General features: G+C 49.4%; 21 protein-coding genes. 19 read left to right on the top strand and 2 right to left on the bottom strand.

The genetic code is table 11. The annotated features are described in order from the left end of the window. The first annotated feature begins 65 nt into the window (after positions 1-65). The 12 genes from EBS36_00965 to glmS all read left to right on the top strand — a co-directional run bounded on the left by EBS36_00965 (position 66) and on the right by glmS (position 10563). Positions 66-443: a 30S ribosomal protein S13 gene (locus EBS36_00965; GenBank protein NBU31729.1), complete on the top strand. Its 378-nt coding sequence runs from the start codon at positions 66-68 to the stop codon at positions 441-443. A 36-nt stretch (positions 444-479) separates the two neighbouring features. Beyond that, positions 480-887 carry a 30S ribosomal protein S11 gene (locus tag EBS36_00960; GenBank protein NBU31728.1) on the top strand — a complete coding sequence of 136 codons (408 nt, stop codon included), beginning with the start codon at positions 480-482 and terminating at the stop codon, positions 885-887. A 28-nt stretch (positions 888-915) separates the two neighbouring features. Next, positions 916-1542 carry a 30S ribosomal protein S4 gene (locus EBS36_00955; protein ID NBU31727.1) on the top strand — a complete coding sequence of 209 codons (627 nt, stop codon included), beginning with the start codon at positions 916-918 and terminating at the stop codon, positions 1540-1542. Between the two features lie 50 nt (positions 1543-1592). Next, positions 1593-2681 (top strand): DNA-directed RNA polymerase subunit alpha, encoded by a 1089-nt coding sequence (locus EBS36_00950; GenBank protein ID NBU31726.1) that lies wholly within the window; start codon positions 1593-1595, stop codon positions 2679-2681. A gap of 36 nt (positions 2682-2717) precedes the next feature. Continuing rightward, positions 2718-3389 carry a 50S ribosomal protein L17 gene (locus EBS36_00945; GenBank protein ID NBU31725.1) on the top strand — a complete coding sequence of 224 codons (672 nt, stop codon included), beginning with the start codon at positions 2718-2720 and terminating at the stop codon, positions 3387-3389. A gap of 18 nt (positions 3390-3407) precedes the next feature. Then, on the top strand, positions 3408-4253 hold the full coding sequence (gene truA, locus EBS36_00940) for a tRNA pseudouridine(38-40) synthase TruA (protein NBU31724.1): 846 nt from the start codon (positions 3408-3410) through the stop codon (positions 4251-4253). Next, a complete protein-coding gene (locus EBS36_00935; GenBank protein NBU31723.1) occupies positions 4240-5901 on the top strand; it encodes an ABC transporter ATP-binding protein in 1662 nt (553 codons plus the stop codon). The genes truA and EBS36_00935 overlap by 14 nt, the downstream gene beginning before the upstream one ends. A 21-nt stretch (positions 5902-5922) precedes the next feature. Continuing rightward, positions 5923-6216, top strand: coding sequence for an antibiotic biosynthesis monooxygenase (locus EBS36_00930; protein ID NBU31722.1), 294 nt, complete (start codon positions 5923-5925; stop codon positions 6214-6216). 144 nt (positions 6217-6360) lie between these two features. After that, on the top strand, positions 6361-6804 hold the full coding sequence (locus tag EBS36_00925; protein NBU31721.1) for a 50S ribosomal protein L13: 444 nt from the start codon (positions 6361-6363) through the stop codon (positions 6802-6804). A gap of 31 nt (positions 6805-6835) precedes the next feature. Continuing rightward, positions 6836-7342 carry a 30S ribosomal protein S9 gene (locus EBS36_00920; GenBank protein ID NBU31720.1) on the top strand — a complete coding sequence of 169 codons (507 nt, stop codon included), beginning with the start codon at positions 6836-6838 and terminating at the stop codon, positions 7340-7342. 3 nt (positions 7343-7345) lie between these two features. Beyond that, positions 7346-8704, top strand: coding sequence for a phosphoglucosamine mutase (locus EBS36_00915; GenBank protein NBU31719.1), 1359 nt, complete (start codon positions 7346-7348; stop codon positions 8702-8704). A 17-nt stretch (positions 8705-8721) separates the two neighbouring features. Then, entirely contained in the window at positions 8722-10563 is a 1842-nt protein-coding gene (gene glmS / locus EBS36_00910) for a glutamine--fructose-6-phosphate transaminase (isomerizing) (protein ID NBU31718.1), read from the top strand. Here the strand turns inward: glmS and EBS36_00905 are convergent. Next, on the bottom strand, positions 10550-11344 hold the full coding sequence (locus tag EBS36_00905; protein ID NBU31717.1) for a hypothetical protein: 795 nt from the start codon (positions 11342-11344) through the stop codon (positions 10550-10552). The two genes, glmS and EBS36_00905, sit on opposite strands and share 14 nt — an antisense overlap. Before the next feature lie 107 nt (positions 11345-11451). On the opposite strand from EBS36_00905, the gene EBS36_00900 reads away from it, so the two are divergent. From EBS36_00900 to tsaD, 6 genes are read left to right on the top strand one after another with little or no spacing between them, the layout of a single operon-like run. After that, on the top strand, positions 11452-11823 hold the full coding sequence (locus EBS36_00900; protein NBU31716.1) for a holo-ACP synthase: 372 nt from the start codon (positions 11452-11454) through the stop codon (positions 11821-11823). Between the two features lie 36 nt (positions 11824-11859). Next, entirely contained in the window at positions 11860-12990 is a 1131-nt protein-coding gene (gene alr / locus EBS36_00895) for an alanine racemase (protein ID NBU31715.1), read from the top strand. Continuing rightward, the gene (tsaE, locus tag EBS36_00890; GenBank protein ID NBU31714.1) at positions 12990-13475 is read left to right on the top strand and encodes a tRNA (adenosine(37)-N6)-threonylcarbamoyltransferase complex ATPase subunit type 1 TsaE; all 486 of its coding nucleotides are present in this window, start codon (positions 12990-12992) and stop codon (positions 13473-13475) included. The genes alr and tsaE overlap by 1 nt, the downstream gene beginning before the upstream one ends. Beyond that, positions 13472-14092 carry a tRNA (adenosine(37)-N6)-threonylcarbamoyltransferase complex dimerization subunit type 1 TsaB gene (tsaB, locus tag EBS36_00885; GenBank protein NBU31713.1) on the top strand — a complete coding sequence of 207 codons (621 nt, stop codon included), beginning with the start codon at positions 13472-13474 and terminating at the stop codon, positions 14090-14092. The genes tsaE and tsaB overlap by 4 nt, the downstream gene beginning before the upstream one ends. Then, positions 14089-14544, top strand: coding sequence for a ribosomal-protein-alanine N-acetyltransferase (rimI, locus tag EBS36_00880; GenBank protein NBU31712.1), 456 nt, complete (start codon positions 14089-14091; stop codon positions 14542-14544). Before tsaB ends, rimI begins: the two co-directional genes overlap by 4 nt. Continuing rightward, positions 14537-15583, top strand: coding sequence for a tRNA (adenosine(37)-N6)-threonylcarbamoyltransferase complex transferase subunit TsaD (gene tsaD / locus EBS36_00875; protein ID NBU31711.1), 1047 nt, complete (start codon positions 14537-14539; stop codon positions 15581-15583). Before rimI ends, tsaD begins: the two co-directional genes overlap by 8 nt. Here the strand turns inward: tsaD and EBS36_00870 are convergent. Continuing rightward, on the bottom strand, positions 15580-16797 hold the full coding sequence (locus tag EBS36_00870; GenBank protein NBU31710.1) for a methyltransferase domain-containing protein: 1218 nt from the start codon (positions 16795-16797) through the stop codon (positions 15580-15582). The two genes, tsaD and EBS36_00870, sit on opposite strands and share 4 nt — an antisense overlap. A gap of 191 nt (positions 16798-16988) precedes the next feature. Between EBS36_00870 and EBS36_00865 the strand changes: the two genes are divergently transcribed. Then, positions 16989-17588, top strand: coding sequence for a DedA family protein (locus EBS36_00865; protein ID NBU31709.1), 600 nt, complete (start codon positions 16989-16991; stop codon positions 17586-17588). The last annotated feature ends 8 nt before the right edge of the window (positions 17589-17596 follow it).

Below are 17596 nucleotides of genomic sequence, written 5' to 3'. Positions count from 1 at the left end.
GTCAGGCGGCAAGAACCGGTGAATCGTGCCAAACCTTTGACATGAAAAGAAATGAGTAACGCCTGATGGCACGCCTTGTTGGTGTTGATTTACCACGCGAAAAGCGTCTAGAGATCGCACTTACTTACATTTATGGCATTGGCCCTACTCGCGCGGATGAAATCCTCGCGGCTACCGGCATCAGCCCAGATTTGCGCGTCAAGGATTTAACTGACGAGCAGCTAGTCCCACTTCGTGAATACATCGAAGCAAACTTCAAAATCGAAGGTGACCTTCGCCGTGAAGTTCAAGCTGACATCCGTCGCAAAGTTGAGATTGGTTCTTATCAAGGAATCCGTCATCGTCGTGGCATGCCTGTCCGTGGACAGCGCACCCACACAAATGCCCGTACCCGTAAAGGTCCAAAGAAGACCGTGGCTGGAAAGAAGAAGGCGACTAAGTAGTCGACCTGCTTCCCCGAGAACTAGGAAAAGGAACCAATGCCTCCAAAGAAAGCTGCTGCAGCGGGCGCTAAGAAGATCCGCCGCAAAGAGAAAAAGAATGTTGCCGTGGGCCAGGCCTACATTAAGAGCACATTCAACAACACAATCGTTTCAATCACCGATCCAACTGGAGCGGTTATCGCTTGGTCATCTGCAGGTCAGGTTGGCTTCAAAGGTAGCCGTAAGAGCACTCCATTCGCCGCTCAGATGGCAGCGGAAGCTGCTGCCAAGCGTGCAATGGAACATGGCATGCGCAAAGTAGATGTATTTGTCAAAGGTCCAGGCTCAGGCCGCGAGACCGCCATTCGTTCACTTCAGGCAACTGGCCTTGAAGTTGGCACTATCCAAGACACCACCCCAGTCCCGCACAACGGTTGCCGCCCACCAAAGCGCCGCCGCGTCTGACGATTCGATAGTAGGAGAGTAAAAACTAATGGCTCGTTATACCGGAGCAGACTGCAAGCGTTGCCGTCGCGAAAAGACCAAATTATTCCTCAAGGGTTCAAAGTGTGAATCACCAAAGTGCCCAATTGAGTCACGTCCTTACCCACCGGGCCAGCACGGCCGCAACCGGGCAAAGGAATCAGAGTACTTATTACAGATGCGTGAGAAGCAGAAAGCTGCACGTATTTACGGCGTGCTGGAAAAGCAGTTCCGTAACTACTATGAAGAAGCTAGCCGCAAGCACGGCAAGACTGGTGAAAACCTGCTTCGCATCCTTGAATCGCGTCTGGACAATGTCGTTTACCGCGCAGGCTTCGCAAAGAGCCGCGATATGGCTCGTCAGGTTGTCCGCCACGGCCACTTCTTGGTAAATGGCAAGAAGGTTGACATTCCGTCTTATCGAGTAAGCCCGAATGATGTCATTCAGCTTCGTCCAGCTTCCGTCGAGCTAACCCCATTCCAGGTTGCTTATGCGGAAATTGGCGACCGTACCGTACCTGCTTGGTTGGAAGTTATTCCAGCTGGCATGCGCATCTTGGTTCACTCATTGCCTGCTCGTGAAGTAATTGACACGCAGGTACAAGAACAGCTAATCGTCGAACTTTACTCCAAGTAAAAACACAAACTGCGACTTCAAATAGTGGTTGTCGCTGGAAGGAAGAAACTGTGCTGATCTCAGTCCGCCCAGAACTAACTGAAGAAAAAATAAGTGAAACCCGTTCACGCTTCACCCTTGCTCCGCTAGAGCCAGGGTTTGGCTACACCTTGGGTAACTCGCTTCGCCGTACCCTGCTTTCGTCTATCCCGGGCGCAGCAATCACCAGCATCAAGGTCGAAGGCGTATTACACGAATTCACAACTGTTGAAGGTGTCAAAGAAGATATCACCGAACTTATTTTGAACCTCAAGAATCTTGTAGTTTCATCACAGTTCGATGAGCCGGTTGAATTGTACTTGCGCAAGCAGGGACCAGGTGCGGTAACTGCAGCTGATATTCAGCCGCCAGCAGGCGTAGAAATTTTCAACCCAGACTTATACATTGCAACCCTCAATGGCAAGGGCAAGCTTGACATCCAGATCATTGTTGAGCAAGGTCGTGGCTACGTGTCAGCGGCCAACAACAAGGCAAGCGGTGGAGAAATCGGCCGAATCCCGGTTGATTCAATCTACTCACCAGTACTTAAGGTGATGTACAAAGTTGAGGCTACTCGTGTTGAGCAGCGAACCGACTTTGATTCACTAGTTCTTGATGTCGAGACTAAAGGTTCAATAAGCCCGCGCGACGCTGTTGCTTCAGCTGGGGCAACGTTGGTTGAGTTGTTTGGCTTAGCCCGTGAACTAAATGTTGATGCCGAAGGAATCGAAATCGGCCCATCGGTTGTTGAGCAGTTTGATGCCGGCCAGCTGAGTATGCCTGTTGAAGCATTGGACCTGACCGTTCGCTCATACAACTGCTTAAAGCGTGAGGGCATCCACACTGTTGGTGAATTGATCACCCGCAGCGAAGCTGACTTAATGGACATTCGTAATTTTGGCGCAAAGTCAATTGACGAAGTTAAAGACAAGTTGGCGTCGATGGGAATTGCACTCAAAGATAGCCCTCCCGGATTTGACCCAAGTCAGTATGCAAGCGCTTATGACGAGGACGAATACGAAGACGAAGTTGTTTTCTCTGATGCGCCTGCTGCACCAGCAGTTGCCAGCGAAGACATCGCCGATGACGATCAGAGATTTGCTGAGGACGAGCAGCTCTAAGAGCACTCGTACTCGGTTAAGTGACAGGAGAAAAAAATGCCAAGGCCAGCTAAAGGCGCGAGAATGGGCGGAAGCGCTTCACATGAGCGTCTGATCCTTGCAAATCTTGCAACTGCATTATTTGAGCATGGTCGCATCACTACAACTGAGGCAAGGGCTCGCCGCCTACGCCCAGTTGCTGAGCGTCTAGTAACTTTCGCAAAAAAAGGTGACCTGCACGCTCGTCGTCGGGTATTGACAGTTATTCGTAATAAGGATGTTGTCCATACCTTGTTTAGCGAAATTGGTCCACGTTTCGAAAACCGTCAAGGTGGCTACACTCGCATCGTAAAGATTGGACCACGTAAAGGCGATAACGCACCTATGGCTGTTATTGAACTTTGTGAGCCACTGGCCGAAGCAGTAGTTCGTGAAGCAACTGCAGCAACTAAAGTTGCTGCCAAGGCACCGGCTGTAACTGAAGCTGTTGAATCAGAAGTAGTTGAGACCGAAGCTACTGATGCAGTGGAAACTGAAGTCGCTGATGTTGTGGATACTCCAGAAGCGGAAGCAGCCATTGAAGAAGTTGAAGCAATCGAAGCTGAGACCGCCGAGGAAGTAACCGAGGAAGCTGCAGAAGAAGCAGCGGCTGAAGTTGCAACTGAGGAAGTCGTCCCAAGCACCGACTCAACCGGCACTGAAACAGAATCTAAAGACAGCGAAAGCTAAATAATTTAAGTAATTTTCATGAATGAGTCCCTCGTCGCATCTGCCGATGAGGGACTCATTCGGTTACGAGCCACTTTGGCTTACGACGGCAAAGATTTCCGCGGCTGGGGTAGCCAACCCGATCAGCGCACAGTTCAAGATACGGTTGAGCAGGCAATAGCTCAGGTACTTCGGCTGCCGAAAGTGACCGTGCAATGTGCAGGTCGCACCGATGCTGGGGTGCATGCTCGCGGACAAGTTATCCATTTCGACATTCCAGCTCCAATGCCACACGAACCAGCTGATCTTGCCTACAAATTCAACTCAATCTTGCCCGAGGATGTGGCCTTCCAAGAGATTCAAGAAACTACATCAGATTTTGATGCTCGTTTCGCTGCCACTTCTCGGTCTTATATTTATCTGATTTACCAAGGAGCGCCTAATCCACTCTTGCGATTCCATGCCCATCGCTGCTGGCAACCTTTGGATATTGACTTGATGCATGAAGCAAGTCAACTGCTGTTGGGTCTACACGATTTTGCAAGCTTCTGTCGAAAGCGCGACGGTAGCACCACGATTCGCACGTTGCACCAATTTGACTGGTCGCGGACAAAGGATGGCTTGATTCGGGCAGATGTTACCGCTGATGCTTTTTGCCACTCTATGGTGCGCGGTCTTGTCGGCGCGGTTCTGGCTGTAGGCGAAGGTAAGCGAACCAAGGATTGGTTAGTCGACTATTTAGAAGGCAGAGAAAGGTCAACGGGTCTGTTTATTGCTCCTGCACTTGGACTGACCCTAGACAAAGTTGACTATCCAGAGCCGGCCAAGTACGCGCACCGCATCACTCAAACTTTAAGAATGCGAGATTTAGATGGGCCATATTGAGGTGGCACATCTAACCCATACCCTGCCAAACGGTCGCATTCTGCTTCTTGATGTCTCGTTCCGAGTGGGAGAAGGTTCAGTTACCGCGCTTATCGGTGCAAACGGCTCTGGGAAAACTACATTGATGCGAATGATTGCGGGAGATACTCCCGTGCAAGAAGGTTCAATCACGCACACCGGATCACTAGGTGTAATGCGTCAATTCGTTGGTCACATGACTGACGGAACGGTTAAAGATTTATTGCTGACTGTTGCCCCTAAAGCAGTGCGTGAAGTGGCCAAACGCATCGAAAAGTCGCTTCAAGAGATGACTGCTGACAGTACTGAGAAAAATCAAATGGCTTACGCACAAGCAATTTCAGATTGGACAGATGTTGGCGGCTACGATCTTGAAGTGCTTTGGGACGTTTGCACCATGAATTCCTTGCATCTACCATTTGAAATTGCGCAACATCGGGATGCCAGTACGCTCTCTGGCGGCGAACAGAAGCGGTTAGTTCTTGAAGCACTTTTGCGCGGTAACGATGAAGTTCTACTTCTCGATGAACCAGATAACTATCTCGATGTGCCCGGCAAGCAGTGGCTAGAGCAAGAGCTAAAAGCAACTAAGAAAACGGTTCTATTAATTAGCCATGATCGGGAGTTGTTGACGCAAGCGCCAACACAGATTGTGACCGTTGAATTAGGTAATGCCGGAAATTCGATTTGGACACATGGAGCTGGATTTGCCACATATGAGGAAATAAGGCGCGAGCGCTTTTCTCGGCTTGAGGAAATGCGTAGGCGTTGGGATGAAGAGCATCAGAAAATAAAGGATTTGGTTCAGATGTATGCCATCAAGGCCAAATACAATGATGGACTGGCATCTCGCCTACAGGCAGCTCGGACGCGACTACGTATGTTTGAAGAAATAGGTCCGCCACAAGCAATCCCGATAGAGCAGAAATTAAAGATGCGGATTAAAGGCGGACGCACCGGTAAACGAGCTGTTGTATGTACCGGGCTAGAACTTGTCGGCTTAGTTCAACCATTTGATGCTGATATTTGGTTCGGTGAACGCATTGGCGTACTAGGGGCTAATGGCTCGGGTAAGAGTCACTTCTTACGCCTGTTAGCTGCCGGCGGCACTTCGCCAGAGCTAGAGCATTTACCAGTGAGTGATCTCGATATCAGTCCGGTAAATCACAATGGCGTAGCGAAACTTGGAGCACGAGTGCGGCCAGGGTGGTTTGCCCAAACTCACCATCATCCCGAACTTGTCGGTCGGCACCTTCTCGAAATTCTGCATCGAGGCGACGAACATCGTGCTGGGATGCAACAGGAGGCCGCGGCTCGTTCTCTAGATCGTTATGGATTGGCGCAAGCATCTGAGCAGCTCTTCGATCAACTTTCGGGCGGCCAGCAAGCTCGTTTTCAAATCCTGCTCTTAGAGCTCTCGGGTGCAACACTCTTGTTGCTCGATGAACCAACCGATAACTTGGATTTGGAATCGGCACAAGCGCTGGAGTCGGCTCTGGATGCTTTCGAGGGAACGGTGCTTGCGGTAACTCATGATCGTTGGTTTGCAAAATCTTTTGATCGATTTTTGATTTTTGGCTCGGATAATTCAGTGCGCAGTTCTGATGACCCAGTTTGGGACGGATCATGATTAGCGGGGTAGCATCAAACAATGATTATTGAAACAGCGCAGATTGACATTGCCTCAGGCCAGGAATCTGACTTTGAAATGGCACTTGACGAGGCTAAGAATGTCCTGGCCAAGGCAAAAGGGTTTAAAGGTATTTCCGTGCACCGTGGTGTCGAACGTCCCAACGTCTATCTACTCACTCTCAAGTGGGACACGGTCGAGGATCACACCGTAGGTTTTCGCGAGTCAGATCTTTTTGTGCAGTGGCGCACCCTAATCGGCCCTTTTTTCGCCAATGCGCCCATTGTGGAGCACTGGGAACTGCTAAACCAATAGAAAAGTCTAAAAATCCTTGATTTTACGGGCTCATTTTGACCAAAGCCCATAACTACAGGTAATCTTTGAAGTCGCGCCCGTTTACCAAAGCGGGTTCGAAAGCTCAGTTGAGCACAACAAGTACAACAAAAGTAAGGCTAACAAGTGCGTACGTACACCCCAAAGCCAGGCGACATTACTCGCGACTGGTATGTCATTGATGCAACAGACATCGTGCTCGGTCGATTGGCATCTCAGGTTGCCAACTTGCTACGTGGAAAGCACAAGACCATCTTTTCATCACATATTGACACCGGTGACTTCGTAGTAGTTATCAATGCCGAAAAAGTCTCACTTTCAGGTTCAAAACTTTCCCAGAAGATGGATTACCGTCACTCTGGTTTCCCAGGTGGCTTGCGCGCAACTAACTATGCTGATTTGCTTGCTACCGACCCACGCCGGGCAATTGAAAAAGCAGTGAAGGGAATGTTGCCACATAACAAACTTGGCAATGCACAAATCTCAAAGCTAAAGGTTTACGCGGGTCCAACGCACCCACATGCCGCCCAAAATCCAAAGCCCTTCGAAATTACACAGGTCGCGCAGTAAGCGCTGAGTGAATTAGGTAGAAAGAGAAATCATGACGCAAAGCGATCTGGACACAGTTGAAGTGCTAGACACCGAAGAAGCATTAGAAGCGATTTCGGAGTACACAACCGAATCAGCACCAGCTCCGAAAGAAGCTCGCAAAGCTCCGGATAAGAATGGTCTTGCAACGGGTCGTCGCAAAGAAGCAATTGCTCGCGTTCGCTTGGTGCCTGGCACTGGACGCTGGACTATTAATGGTCGCACTCTAGAAGATTATTTCCCGAACAAGGTTCATCAGCAGTTAGTAAACGAGCCATTTAAGACTTTGAACTTCGATGGTGCCTACGATGTCATCGCGCGCATACATGGTGGCGGTAGTTCGGGTCAGGCTGGCGCTCTACGGCTCGGCGTTGCACGGTGCTTGAACGAGATTGATGTTGAAGGAAACCGTGGCGACCTGAAGAAGGCTGGCTTCTTGACACGCGATGCTCGCGTCAAAGAGCGCAAGAAGTACGGCCTTAAGAAAGCTCGCAAGGCGCCTCAGTACTCAAAGCGTTAATCAATGTCGTCACGCCTTTTCGGCACCGATGGCGTTCGTGGTCTTGCGAACGGCGAATTAACTGCATCTCTGGCTACCTCACTTGGCATAAGTGCTGCTCAAGTGTTGGGCGAACAAGCAAAGCTTTCAGCAACTACAAATGAACGGTTATTTGCCATCGTTGGGCGTGACCCTCGAGTTAGCGGTGAATTTCTCCAAGCAGCGGTATCCGCAGGCCTAGCTAGTGCTGGAGTTGATGTAGTAGATGTTGGGGTAGTGCCGACTCCAGCTGTGGCTTACTTAACCGATGTCACCGGAGCCGATTTAGGCGTGATGATATCAGCCAGCCACAATGCTATGCCAGATAACGGAATCAAGTTTTTCGCCCGCGGTGGCCACAAACTTGCAGACAGCATCGAAGATGACATTGCTTCGCACCTAGATAATCCGGGCGAACTACCAACTGGTGCTGCTGTTGGTCGCATAAGAGCGAACCATGACTTAGTTGAAAAATATCTTGACCATGTGCTGAGCAGTATCACGGCAGATCTTTCCGGACTTACCATTGTGGTTGACTGCGCGAATGGTGCAGCTTCGGTTATTGCTCCTGAAATTTATCGCCGGGCTGGTGCTCGGGTAGTTGCAATTCATAGTGAGCCGACTGGCTACAACATCAATGAAAACTGTGGCTCAACCCACATGGATGATCTGAAAAAAGCGGTGCTTGCACATAATGCCGATTTGGGAATAGCACACGATGGCGATGCCGACCGATGCTTAGCCGTTGATGCTGCCGGCGAACTTGTCGATGGCGATCAGATTCTTGCAATACTTGCAAATGGTCGTAAGCAGCGTGATGAGTTAGTTGGTGACACAGTCGTTGTCACTGTTATGTCTAATCTTGGTTTTACCCTGGCAATGCGTGAGCGAGAAATCGACATTATTGCCTCTGCCGTCGGCGATCGCTATGTCCTAGATGCCATGCGTGAAAGAGGTCTGACGCTTGGTGGTGAACAAAGTGGACACGTTATTCTGGCCGACTTCGCAACCACTGGTGACGGTCTCCTTACTGCATTACACATCATGGCTGAAATGAAGCACTCAGGTAAGTCGCTTGCTGAATTGGCTGGAATTGTCACCCGATTACCACAAGTTTTGATCAATGTGAAGAATGTGGATCGTACTGCAACAAACGCTCCAGCATTACAAGAGGCAATCGCCGAAATTGAAAATCAACTGGGTGATACGGGGAGAGTTTTACTTCGCCCGAGCGGTACCGAGCCGTTAATCCGAGTTATGGTCGAAGCTGCTACACACGAGCAAGCTGAACAGACCGCACAATTTTTAGCCACAGTCGTGCAAGAGCACTGCGCAATAAGCTAGTCGCTAGACTTGACATTATGTGTGGAATCGTAGGGTATGTAGGTAAGCAGCAAGCCAGCACAGTTGTAATTGACGGCCTTCGGCGCCTGGAGTACCGAGGCTATGACTCAGCAGGTGTCGCTATTGTGTCGGGCGGTGCCATCGAATCTCGCAAGAAAGCGGGCAAGCTCACCAACCTAGAGGCCGAGATTGAGCAGTTTCCGGTACCCCAGTCGCACACCGCAATCGGCCATACTCGTTGGGCTACCCATGGAGCGCCGAATGATGTTAATGCTCACCCGCACATCAGTGAAGATGGCAAAATCGCTGTAATTCACAATGGCATTATTGAGAACTTTGCAATCTTGCGTGATGAGTTACTTGCCAGTGGAACCAAATTGCGTAGCGAAACAGATACTGAAATCGTGGCACATCTGCTAGCCGATCAAATGCAAACTTCACAAAATCTGCCAAATGCAATGCGAGCAGTATGCCAGCGACTTACAGGTGCATTTACCTTGGTCGCAGTTGAGGCCAACACTCCTGATTTAGTTGTGGCAGCGCGGCGAAATTCGCCACTAGTTGTGGGGCGCGGCGTTGACGAAAATTTCTTGGCTTCCGATGTGGCCGCTTTTATTGCTCACACGCGCAATGCAATTGAACTTGGCCAAGATCAGATTGTTGAACTTTCAGCCACAGACGTGGTTATTACTGATTTTGCTGGCAACCCAGTGGCAGTGAATGAATACGAAGTCACCTGGGATGCTTCGGCAGCCGAAAAGAACGGCTACGACTTATTCATGCTCAAGGAAATAGCCGAACAGCCAAAAGCGGTGGATGACACTCTGATTGGGCGAATTGATTCTGAGGGCATCGTGAAGCTTGATGGATTAAATCTTTCGGATGAATACTTGCGTGACATCGACAAAATTATCATCTCGGCCTGCGGTACTGCCTACCATTCCGGCTTGATTGCCAAATATGCCATTGAGCACTGGACCCGAGTTCCTTGTGAGGTAGAGCTAGCAAGCGAGTTTAGATATCGTGATCCAATTCTTAACGCAAAGACATTGGTTATCGCAATCTCGCAATCTGGTGAGACCATGGATACCCTGATGGCAATGCGCTATGCTCGGGAACAAGGAGCAAAAGTATTAGCAATCTGCAATAGCAATGGCTCAACTATTCCACGTGAAAGCGATGCAGTCATCTACACGATTGCTGGTCCAGAGGTCGCTGTTGCTTCTACCAAAGCATTCCTAACCCAAATCGTTGCCTGCTATCTATTTGCCATGTATCTAGCGCAAGTGCGTGATACCCACTACGGCCCATCAAACGCTCAGTTGGCCCTGGAGTTGGGCCGAATGTCAGCCAAAGTTGATTTGGTGCTTGACACTACTGAAGGTGTTCGGGCGCTTGCCAGAGAATTTGTTGAAGCCCAGAGCGTCTTGTTTATTGGGCGAAGCGTCGGGTTCCCTGTCGCCCTTGAAGGTGCACTGAAACTCAAGGAACTTGCCTACATGCATGCCGAAGGATTTGCTGCCGGCGAATTAAAACATGGTCCGATTGCCCTACTTGAAGATGGACTACCCGTCTTCGTTGTTGTGCCCCCGAAAGAGGATGAGCTACACGACAAGATTGTTTCGAATATTCAGGAGGTGCGGGCGCGTGGCGCACGAACCATTGTGCTTGCTGAAGAAGATGATGAATCCATTAACGAGTTTGCCAATCACATCATTCGTTTACCTAAGTGCCCAGCCCTGCTTCAACCGCTAGTTGCGACTGTTCCACTTCAAATCTTTGCCTGTGAGATGGCAACTGTTAAAGGTTTTGATGTTGATCAACCCCGAAATCTAGCGAAGAGTGTCACGGTTGAGTAATAGGTGATTGTGGCGCGCTCACGCGACCGATTCCCCCGAAATTGTTGTTGTGCCATGGCGTGCTGATAGGACTAATCACAACTCCACGCTCTGGATTGGCTGCTTCAACGATTAAGCCAAATCCAATGTACATAGCCACATGCTGTACTCCATTTTGTCCATAGAAAACTAGATCACCAGGCAGTGCATCTGATATGTCGATGTGAATTGTGGAATTGAATTGTTGCCCGCTTGTTCTTGGCAACGAAATACCTGCTGCTTGCCAAGCTCGCTGCACTAATCCTGAGCAGTCAAAACTTTTTGGTCCGGTTGCCCCACGAACGTATGGTTTGCCAACCTGTAGTAGCGCATAAGCAATTGCTTTGTCCACTTGCAAACTTCTTGGCGGCGGGTCCAGTACCGGTTTTGGCAGAATTATTCGTTTTGGTGTCGGTTTCGCTGTTGCTACTGGAGATTTGCTGGAAGTTGGAGAGGCACTTGGCGAACCCGAAAATTTGGGACTCGGTGAGGTGGAAGGCTTCGCACTTTGACTCGGGTTCGCTTTAGGGCTTTTGCTCGGAGTAACCGAAGCCTTGGGAGTAGCTGAAACCTTCGGTTTTGTGGAGGCAGACGGCTTGGCGCTAGCCGAAGGAGAAGTTGTTGGTTTGGCTGAGATTAACCCAGAAGCTGTAGCCGGGCCAATTTGCATGAACGCAAGAATTGCAATTCCGATTGCGGAATTCACCAATGTGCGCTTCATGTGACTACTTTCAGTTGGGGGAAGGCAAGTGCCAGTAGACATCTCCACTTTATCGGGCAAAAACCGTTATTTTGTGAGCATTTTGCTGGAGTCGACTCATGTTTTGCGGACAAATTGGAAAAACCTAGCAAACAGGGCAAAGTTAACTTATGGCAATTGTGGGCATCGGTGTTGATGTGGTCGATTTGGACCGTTTTGAGCAGGTCTTGGAGCGCACCCCAAATATTATTGATCGATTGTTCACAAAGGTCGAACAAACTAGTGCGCAAGGTCATCAGTTGCCAGTGATGTCACTAGCTGGCCGATTTGCCGTAAAAGAGGCAGTAGCCAAAGCAATTGGTGCCCCGGCTGGTATGGAATTTCATGATTGCGAAGTCAGTAACGGTGGAGCGCCAACTGTGCGCATCACTGGAACAGTTAAAGCTGTGGCTGACGGTCTCGGAGTTACCCACTGGCATGTTTCACTGAGCCACGATGGTCCGGTTGCCGTAGCCTATGTGATTGCAGAAAGTCGCCCATAACCAGCACGGGCTAGTTGAGTAGGCGAGAATAGATTTATGACTACACCACATGCTCGGGCTGTGATTGATTTAGGTGCCTTGGCGGGCAATGTTGATTTTTTAACCAAGAAGTCTGGTGATGCAGCCGTAATGGCTGTAGTGAAAGCTGATGCATACGGTCATGGGCTAATCCCTAGTGCGCGAGCCGCGCTAGCAGGCGGCGCTACTTGGCTCGGCACAGCTCTCTATCAGGAGGCGCTCACTCTGCGAGCAGCTGGTATTTCAGCGCGTGTCCTTACTTGGCTTGGCACGGTAGATGATCAGTTCGCTGAATGCATTGCTGCTGATATTGATTTGGGTGTTAGCAGTAAACACACCTTGTTAGCCGTCGTTCAAGAAGCTCGCAAGCAAGGCAAAAGAGCACGGATACATTTCAAAATTGACACAGGACTAGGACGTAATGGTGCAACTGCCTCAGAATTAGAGCAGTTGATTGCGATAGCTGGCAGTGAGGCAGACGCAGTAAATTTGGTTGGCGCGATGTCGCATTTTGCCTATGCCGATGAACCAAATCACCCAACAATTGCTTCTCAGATTGCAAATTTTGAGCAGGCAGTCTCTTGGATATCAGCAGCTGGATTTGATCTTGAAGTAAAGCATTTGGCAAATTCAGCTGCAACGCTAACTCTGCCTGAAGCACATTTCAATTTAGTGCGACCTGGTATTGCAATCTATGGAATCACACCGGGTCTATCACTTGGCACGGCCAGTGAACTGGGGTTAAAGCCTGTGCTGTCATTACATGCATCAGTTGCCCTAGTTAAAAATGTTCCAGCGGGTAGTGGCGTCTCTTATGGACATACCTATCACACAAAGGCCCAGACTAATCTGGCCCTAATTTCTGCTGGTTATTCAGATGGCGTTCCTCGCGCGGCAAGCAACAAAGCCCCAGTTTTATTGCGCGGCGAGACTTTTAAGGTCGCAGGGCGGGTATGTATGGATCAGTTCGTCCTTGATGTTGGCGACTTACAAGTAAGTATCGGAGATGAAGCCCTGCTTTTTGGCGATCCACGGCGCGGTGAGCCGAGTGTAGAAGATTGGGCGATGGCGACTGACACTATTGGCTATGAAATCGTTACTCGACTCGGACCACGTGTTGAACGTCAGTACATCAACGTTCCGGATTGATGATGCTAGAAGTTTCCATAAATACTGCTGACGAAATGCGAGAACTAGGCAAGCAACTCGCCTCACAATTGAAAGACGGAGATGTCGTTGTGTTATCGGGATCACTCGGTGCTGGAAAAACCACATTCTCGCAAGGCGTTGGCGCAGGGTTGGGAATTTCGGATGCCATCACAAGTCCCACATACGTCGTTTGTCGCACTCATCGCCCTGGAAGTAAAAACCTTGCATTAGTGCATGTTGATGCCTATCGACTAAGCGTTACCGACGATTTATTGGACTTAGACATAGATTCAATTAATCCGCATGTGACTTTAATTGAGTGGGGCTTGGACTTCGTTCAAAAAGTCTCGCAAAGCTGGCTCTTGGTGGATATTCAACGTGACAACGAGAGTCCCGATGACCTCCCAGAATCTGGCCCCAGGACGGTCAAAGTTACCGCACACGGCCTCGAATGGCTTAATCGCAAGCTCGAGGTAAGGTTATGATCCTAGCAATTGATACCTCCGTAGGAATTTCGGTAGCAATCCATGACGGCACCGAGACAGTCAGTGAATTTTCAACAGGCCAACATGGCTCACAAGGAGAGCTGACTGCCAAGTACATCCAGTCGCTACTAGATGATGCAGACTGTTTTGCCAAAGATATTCGCACAGTGCTGGTGGGAGTTGGCCCTGGTCCTTTCACGGGGCTCAGAGTTGGCATTACAACAGCTCTGACATTTGCTCATGCCTTGCAAATTCCGGTACATGGTATCTGTTCTCTCGATGCAGTTGGATTTACCCAAAGTAAAGAATGCATTGTAGTTTCCGATGCAAGGCGCAAAGAGTTGTATTGGGCTCGTTATCAGGATCGAATTCGGGTGAGCGAACCGGCTGTCGATAAGCCGAATCAAATCTCGAATCTGTTGAATAACTTATCGGTCATTGGTCCTGCAGCTCAGATGTATCCTGAATTTTTTACTGGAGAACTTGTGGAATTGCGGGCAGGATTTCTTGCAGATCTATATGTGAGCGAACTTGCTGAGATTAAGCCAGTCCTACCCTTGTATTTGCGCAAACCAGACGCTGTTGAGCCAGTTGGAGTTAAGCAGGTTCTGCGATGAGCCTGGAACTTATGCCCATGAAGAGTTCAGATGTAAAAGAAGTCAAGGAACTCGAGGATGCACTCTTTCCAGTTGATGCTTGGACCGAGGAACTGTTCCACAATGAGTTAGCAGAAGTTGGCGTTTCCCGAGAGGTAATGGTTGCGCGTCTCAATGGCAAGATTGTTGGCTATGTTTCCCTTCGTTTCGTAGGAACTGATGGCGATGTAGTCACTATTGCCGTTGACACATCAGTACAACATCAGGGCGTGGGAACTGCCATGATGAATTGGCTTGAGTCAACTGCGTTTCAAAAAGGTGTTCGAGAACTTTTTCTTGAAGTGCGAAGTGACAACATTCCTGCCATTGCCATGTATCTAGCTCGGGATTTTGAGCGCATTGATCTGCGCCGGAATTACTACGCCACCGGTGTAGATGCTTATGTAATGCGCAAGAGGTTGCGACATGGCTGAACCATTAGTGCTCGGCATAGAAACTTCATGCGACGAAACTGGAATTGGAATTGTGCGTGGCACAAAGTTATTGGCCGATGAGATTGCCTCTAGTGTTAATGAGCATGCCAGATTTGGCGGTGTAGTCCCTGAGGTAGCAAGTCGCGCGCATCTTGAGGCAATGGTTCCAGCTCTAGAGCGAGCATGTGCCACTGCTGAGGTCAAGCTTGACGAAATTGATGCAATTGCCGTTACTGCAGGACCGGGTTTGGCTGGCGCACTCCTAGTTGGAGTAGCCGCTGCAAAATCTCTAGCAGTAGCACTGGGTAAACCCATCTATGGCGTTAACCATTTAGCAGCTCATGTATGTGTAGACCAACTAGAACATGGTCCATTGGTAAAGCCCAGCATCGCACTGCTGGTCTCTGGTGGTCATTCATCGTTACTCTTGGTTCCAGATATAACAGCGGAAATTGTTCCACTAGGGCAAACAATCGATGATGCCGCTGGTGAAGCATTTGACAAGGTGGCCAGAGTGCTCGGCCTGCCCTTCCCTGGCGGTCCTTACATTGACCAAGCAGCGCTAACTGGAAATCCAGAGGCGATTGATTTTCCCCGTGGCTTAACTAGCCCTAAAGATCTAGCCAAACACCGTTTTGATGTTTCATTTTCTGGCCTAAAGACCGCCGTGGCGCGCTGGGTTGAGCGCGAGAAATCAGCAGGAAATGCCGTATTGGTGAACGATGTTGCTGCTTCATTTCAAGAAGCAGTTGTTGATGTGCTACTGCGCAAAGCAATAGATGCCTGTCTAACCAATGAAGTTGATACTCTCATTATTGGTGGCGGAGTCGCAGCGAATAGTCGATTGCGTAAAGTTGCGGAACAAAGATGCGCTGAAAATAAAATATCTTTGCGCATTCCAAGCGCAAAATTATGCACAGACAATGGAGCTATGGTGGCTGCTCTCGGTAGCGAGTTAGTGGCTCGTGGCCGTCGGCCGTCAAATTTGATTTTCCCAGCGGATTCGGCGATGCCAGTTGCCTCTCCTGTGGCCCTTTAAGCCAGCAACTCATTAATTCGGCGACAGATTAGCGCCTGGTTTCCCGAGTCCTCGCGAAAAAGTGCAATCACTAGCTCAGGCGCTTTCGCATTCAACTTCGGTGCAATTTGTTTTCGCAGTTTTGGCACTTCAACCTGAACCCCGCGCGTCATGATTGTTATCGCACTTGCATCCATGCCTGAAATCGCTCGTGCGATAACTTTTGTATCTGCTTTCACTCGATCAATTACATGGAATGTCTCGGCCAACTTTATGGTCGCTAGTCGCAGATGATTAATTGCATTTCTGTCGTTTGTCAAGATCCAGCCGATGTGTTCATTTATCAGTCCGCCATTTACTTTTGTGCAAAGAGCTGAAAGTTCCCCAGCTCGAGTAAGTGCTCCATTTGGTACAACTAGAAATTGGCCACTACCAGCCACTGGGGGAATGCCGCCTTCGCTGAAAATTTCAAAATGCGAGCCAGAAATCAGAACAGCAGATCGTTTCCCAGTCCCAGCACTAAGTGCCATTGCCTCAACTACATCGCCAGCATCGCTGATCCAGAAAGTATCCCAATCCACAATGTACTGATCCGCGATTCCAGGTGCTATTTTGCAAAGTACTTTTCCTTGCTTTGCGAACTGGTTAATTTCTGACCATGATGGCGACCAATCATCGGGTTTGAGGATGCGCTTAGTATTTCCATTAAGTTCGCGCGCTGAATTTGGATCTCTACGCATCGGATCTATGAAGAATAAGTCAAATTCCTCTAGATCCACATCGTTTGCATCAGCTACTAAAACATCAACCTCAACATTTTCTAGGTTATGCCGTGCGCAAGCAGCCGTAAACTGATCGCGCTCGATAGCGCACACCTTTAGTCCCGCTTGTGCCATGGCGAGAGAATCAAACCCGAGTCCGCAGGTTAAGTCAATGACTTTCACAGCGGGACCGAATTTCTGCACGATCCAATTGGCTCGCCAAGTTGCAACTGTTGGCCGAGTTGCTTGCTCAATACCATCGGCTGTCAGCAGCCAACCGTCGGTTTCCATACTCCATCTGGAGCGCAGACTCTTCTGTAATGAAGCTTGGTTAATCGCCTGAGAAACCAAATCTGCAGGCACTTCGGCAAACAGCTTTCTTAACTTAGTTGCTGCTTCAAGTGGATCATCAATTTGTCGCGCCCGGGCAGTTATATCTCGCCCAGTTTCGCCAAGTAACCAGTCAATGTTCATATTCACCGCTTTGGATTGGGTCGTGTGCGATAGGTGAAGCGAAGTCCAATTTCGCCAGTAACCCCAGAGGGATAATCCCACTGCCTGACCAAGGCTGTTCAAGCGCAATTCTCACATAACCATCATGCCCGACTGATGGGTAGGCTTAAGGGGTGCCATCACTAGTCCTTGCTGCCTCATTAAGTCCACAAGTGACACACTGGCTAAGCAAGTATGGTGCTATCGGTTTTTATGTGTTGGTTTTCTTCCTAGTTTTTGCCGGCACCGGGCTCTTTATTGGAGCTTTCATTCCGTTTATAACTGGTGATTCTCTGTTATTCGCAGTGGGCCTACTCGCGCAGTCCACTGGCAAAGTCAACATCTGGGCATTGGTGATTGGGATAGGACTAGCTGCATTTGTCGGAGATCAGCTTGGCTTTGTCTTAGGACGACACTACGGCCGACCTTATTTAGATAAGCGCAGAGGTAATTGGATCCACAACGCGATAGCAAAAAGTGAGAAGTTTTATCAAAATCTCGGCTGGTGGGCCGTTGTAGTTGCTCGGTTTATTCCATGGGCGCGGGTATTTGTACCAGCAATTGCTGGAATCTCGCGGATGAATTACTACAAATTCTTAAGCGGCAACTTAGTTGGCGCACTGGCTTGGGGCGTTGGCCTGACATTGACTGGGTATTACTCAGCGACGATTCCTGCAGTAAATAAGGCCGCTTATGCGATAGCTACCTTCTTTATCGCCGGGTCAATTCTTGCTGGTTTGCGTAGTTGGTGGCGCAATCGAAGCGCCCACTAAGAAATTTC

Source organism: Actinomycetota bacterium (assembly GCA_009923495.1).
Lineage (GTDB): Bacteria > Actinomycetota > Actinomycetes > S36-B12 > UBA5976 > UBA5976.
Note: the sequence above shows the minus strand (reverse complement) of the source record. Positions and strands in the feature narration are given on the sequence as shown.

What these genes read in the sequence shown, in the direction of transcription:
- EBS36_00955 (NBU31727.1), top strand. Translation starts at nt 916, where the DNA reads ATGGCTCGTTATACCGGAGCAGACTGCAAGCGTTGCCGTCGCGAAAAG.
- EBS36_00905 (NBU31717.1), bottom strand. Translation starts at nt 11,344, where the DNA reads ATGTCTACTGGCACTTGCCTTCCCCCAACTGAAAGTAGTCACATGAAG.
- tsaE (NBU31714.1), top strand. Translation starts at nt 12,990, where the DNA reads ATGATGCTAGAAGTTTCCATAAATACTGCTGACGAAATGCGAGAACTA.
- EBS36_00935 (NBU31723.1), top strand. Translation starts at nt 4,240, where the DNA reads ATGGGCCATATTGAGGTGGCACATCTAACCCATACCCTGCCAAACGGT.
- truA (NBU31724.1), top strand. Translation starts at nt 3,408, where the DNA reads ATGAATGAGTCCCTCGTCGCATCTGCCGATGAGGGACTCATTCGGTTA.
- tsaD (NBU31711.1), top strand. Translation starts at nt 14,537, where the DNA reads ATGGCTGAACCATTAGTGCTCGGCATAGAAACTTCATGCGACGAAACT.
- EBS36_00870 (NBU31710.1), bottom strand. Translation starts at nt 16,797, where the DNA reads ATGAACATTGACTGGTTACTTGGCGAAACTGGGCGAGATATAACTGCC.
- EBS36_00915 (NBU31719.1), top strand. Translation starts at nt 7,346, where the DNA reads ATGTCGTCACGCCTTTTCGGCACCGATGGCGTTCGTGGTCTTGCGAAC.
- EBS36_00945 (NBU31725.1), top strand. Translation starts at nt 2,718, where the DNA reads ATGCCAAGGCCAGCTAAAGGCGCGAGAATGGGCGGAAGCGCTTCACAT.
- glmS (NBU31718.1), top strand. Translation starts at nt 8,722, where the DNA reads ATGTGTGGAATCGTAGGGTATGTAGGTAAGCAGCAAGCCAGCACAGTT.
- EBS36_00965 (NBU31729.1), top strand. Translation starts at nt 66, where the DNA reads ATGGCACGCCTTGTTGGTGTTGATTTACCACGCGAAAAGCGTCTAGAG.
- EBS36_00900 (NBU31716.1), top strand. Translation starts at nt 11,452, where the DNA reads ATGGCAATTGTGGGCATCGGTGTTGATGTGGTCGATTTGGACCGTTTT.
- tsaB (NBU31713.1), top strand. Translation starts at nt 13,472, where the DNA reads ATGATCCTAGCAATTGATACCTCCGTAGGAATTTCGGTAGCAATCCAT.
- EBS36_00920 (NBU31720.1), top strand. Translation starts at nt 6,836, where the DNA reads ATGACGCAAAGCGATCTGGACACAGTTGAAGTGCTAGACACCGAAGAA.
- EBS36_00930 (NBU31722.1), top strand. Translation starts at nt 5,923, where the DNA reads ATGATTATTGAAACAGCGCAGATTGACATTGCCTCAGGCCAGGAATCT.
- rimI (NBU31712.1), top strand. Translation starts at nt 14,089, where the DNA reads ATGAGCCTGGAACTTATGCCCATGAAGAGTTCAGATGTAAAAGAAGTC.
- alr (NBU31715.1), top strand. Translation starts at nt 11,860, where the DNA reads ATGACTACACCACATGCTCGGGCTGTGATTGATTTAGGTGCCTTGGCG.
- EBS36_00960 (NBU31728.1), top strand. Translation starts at nt 480, where the DNA reads ATGCCTCCAAAGAAAGCTGCTGCAGCGGGCGCTAAGAAGATCCGCCGC.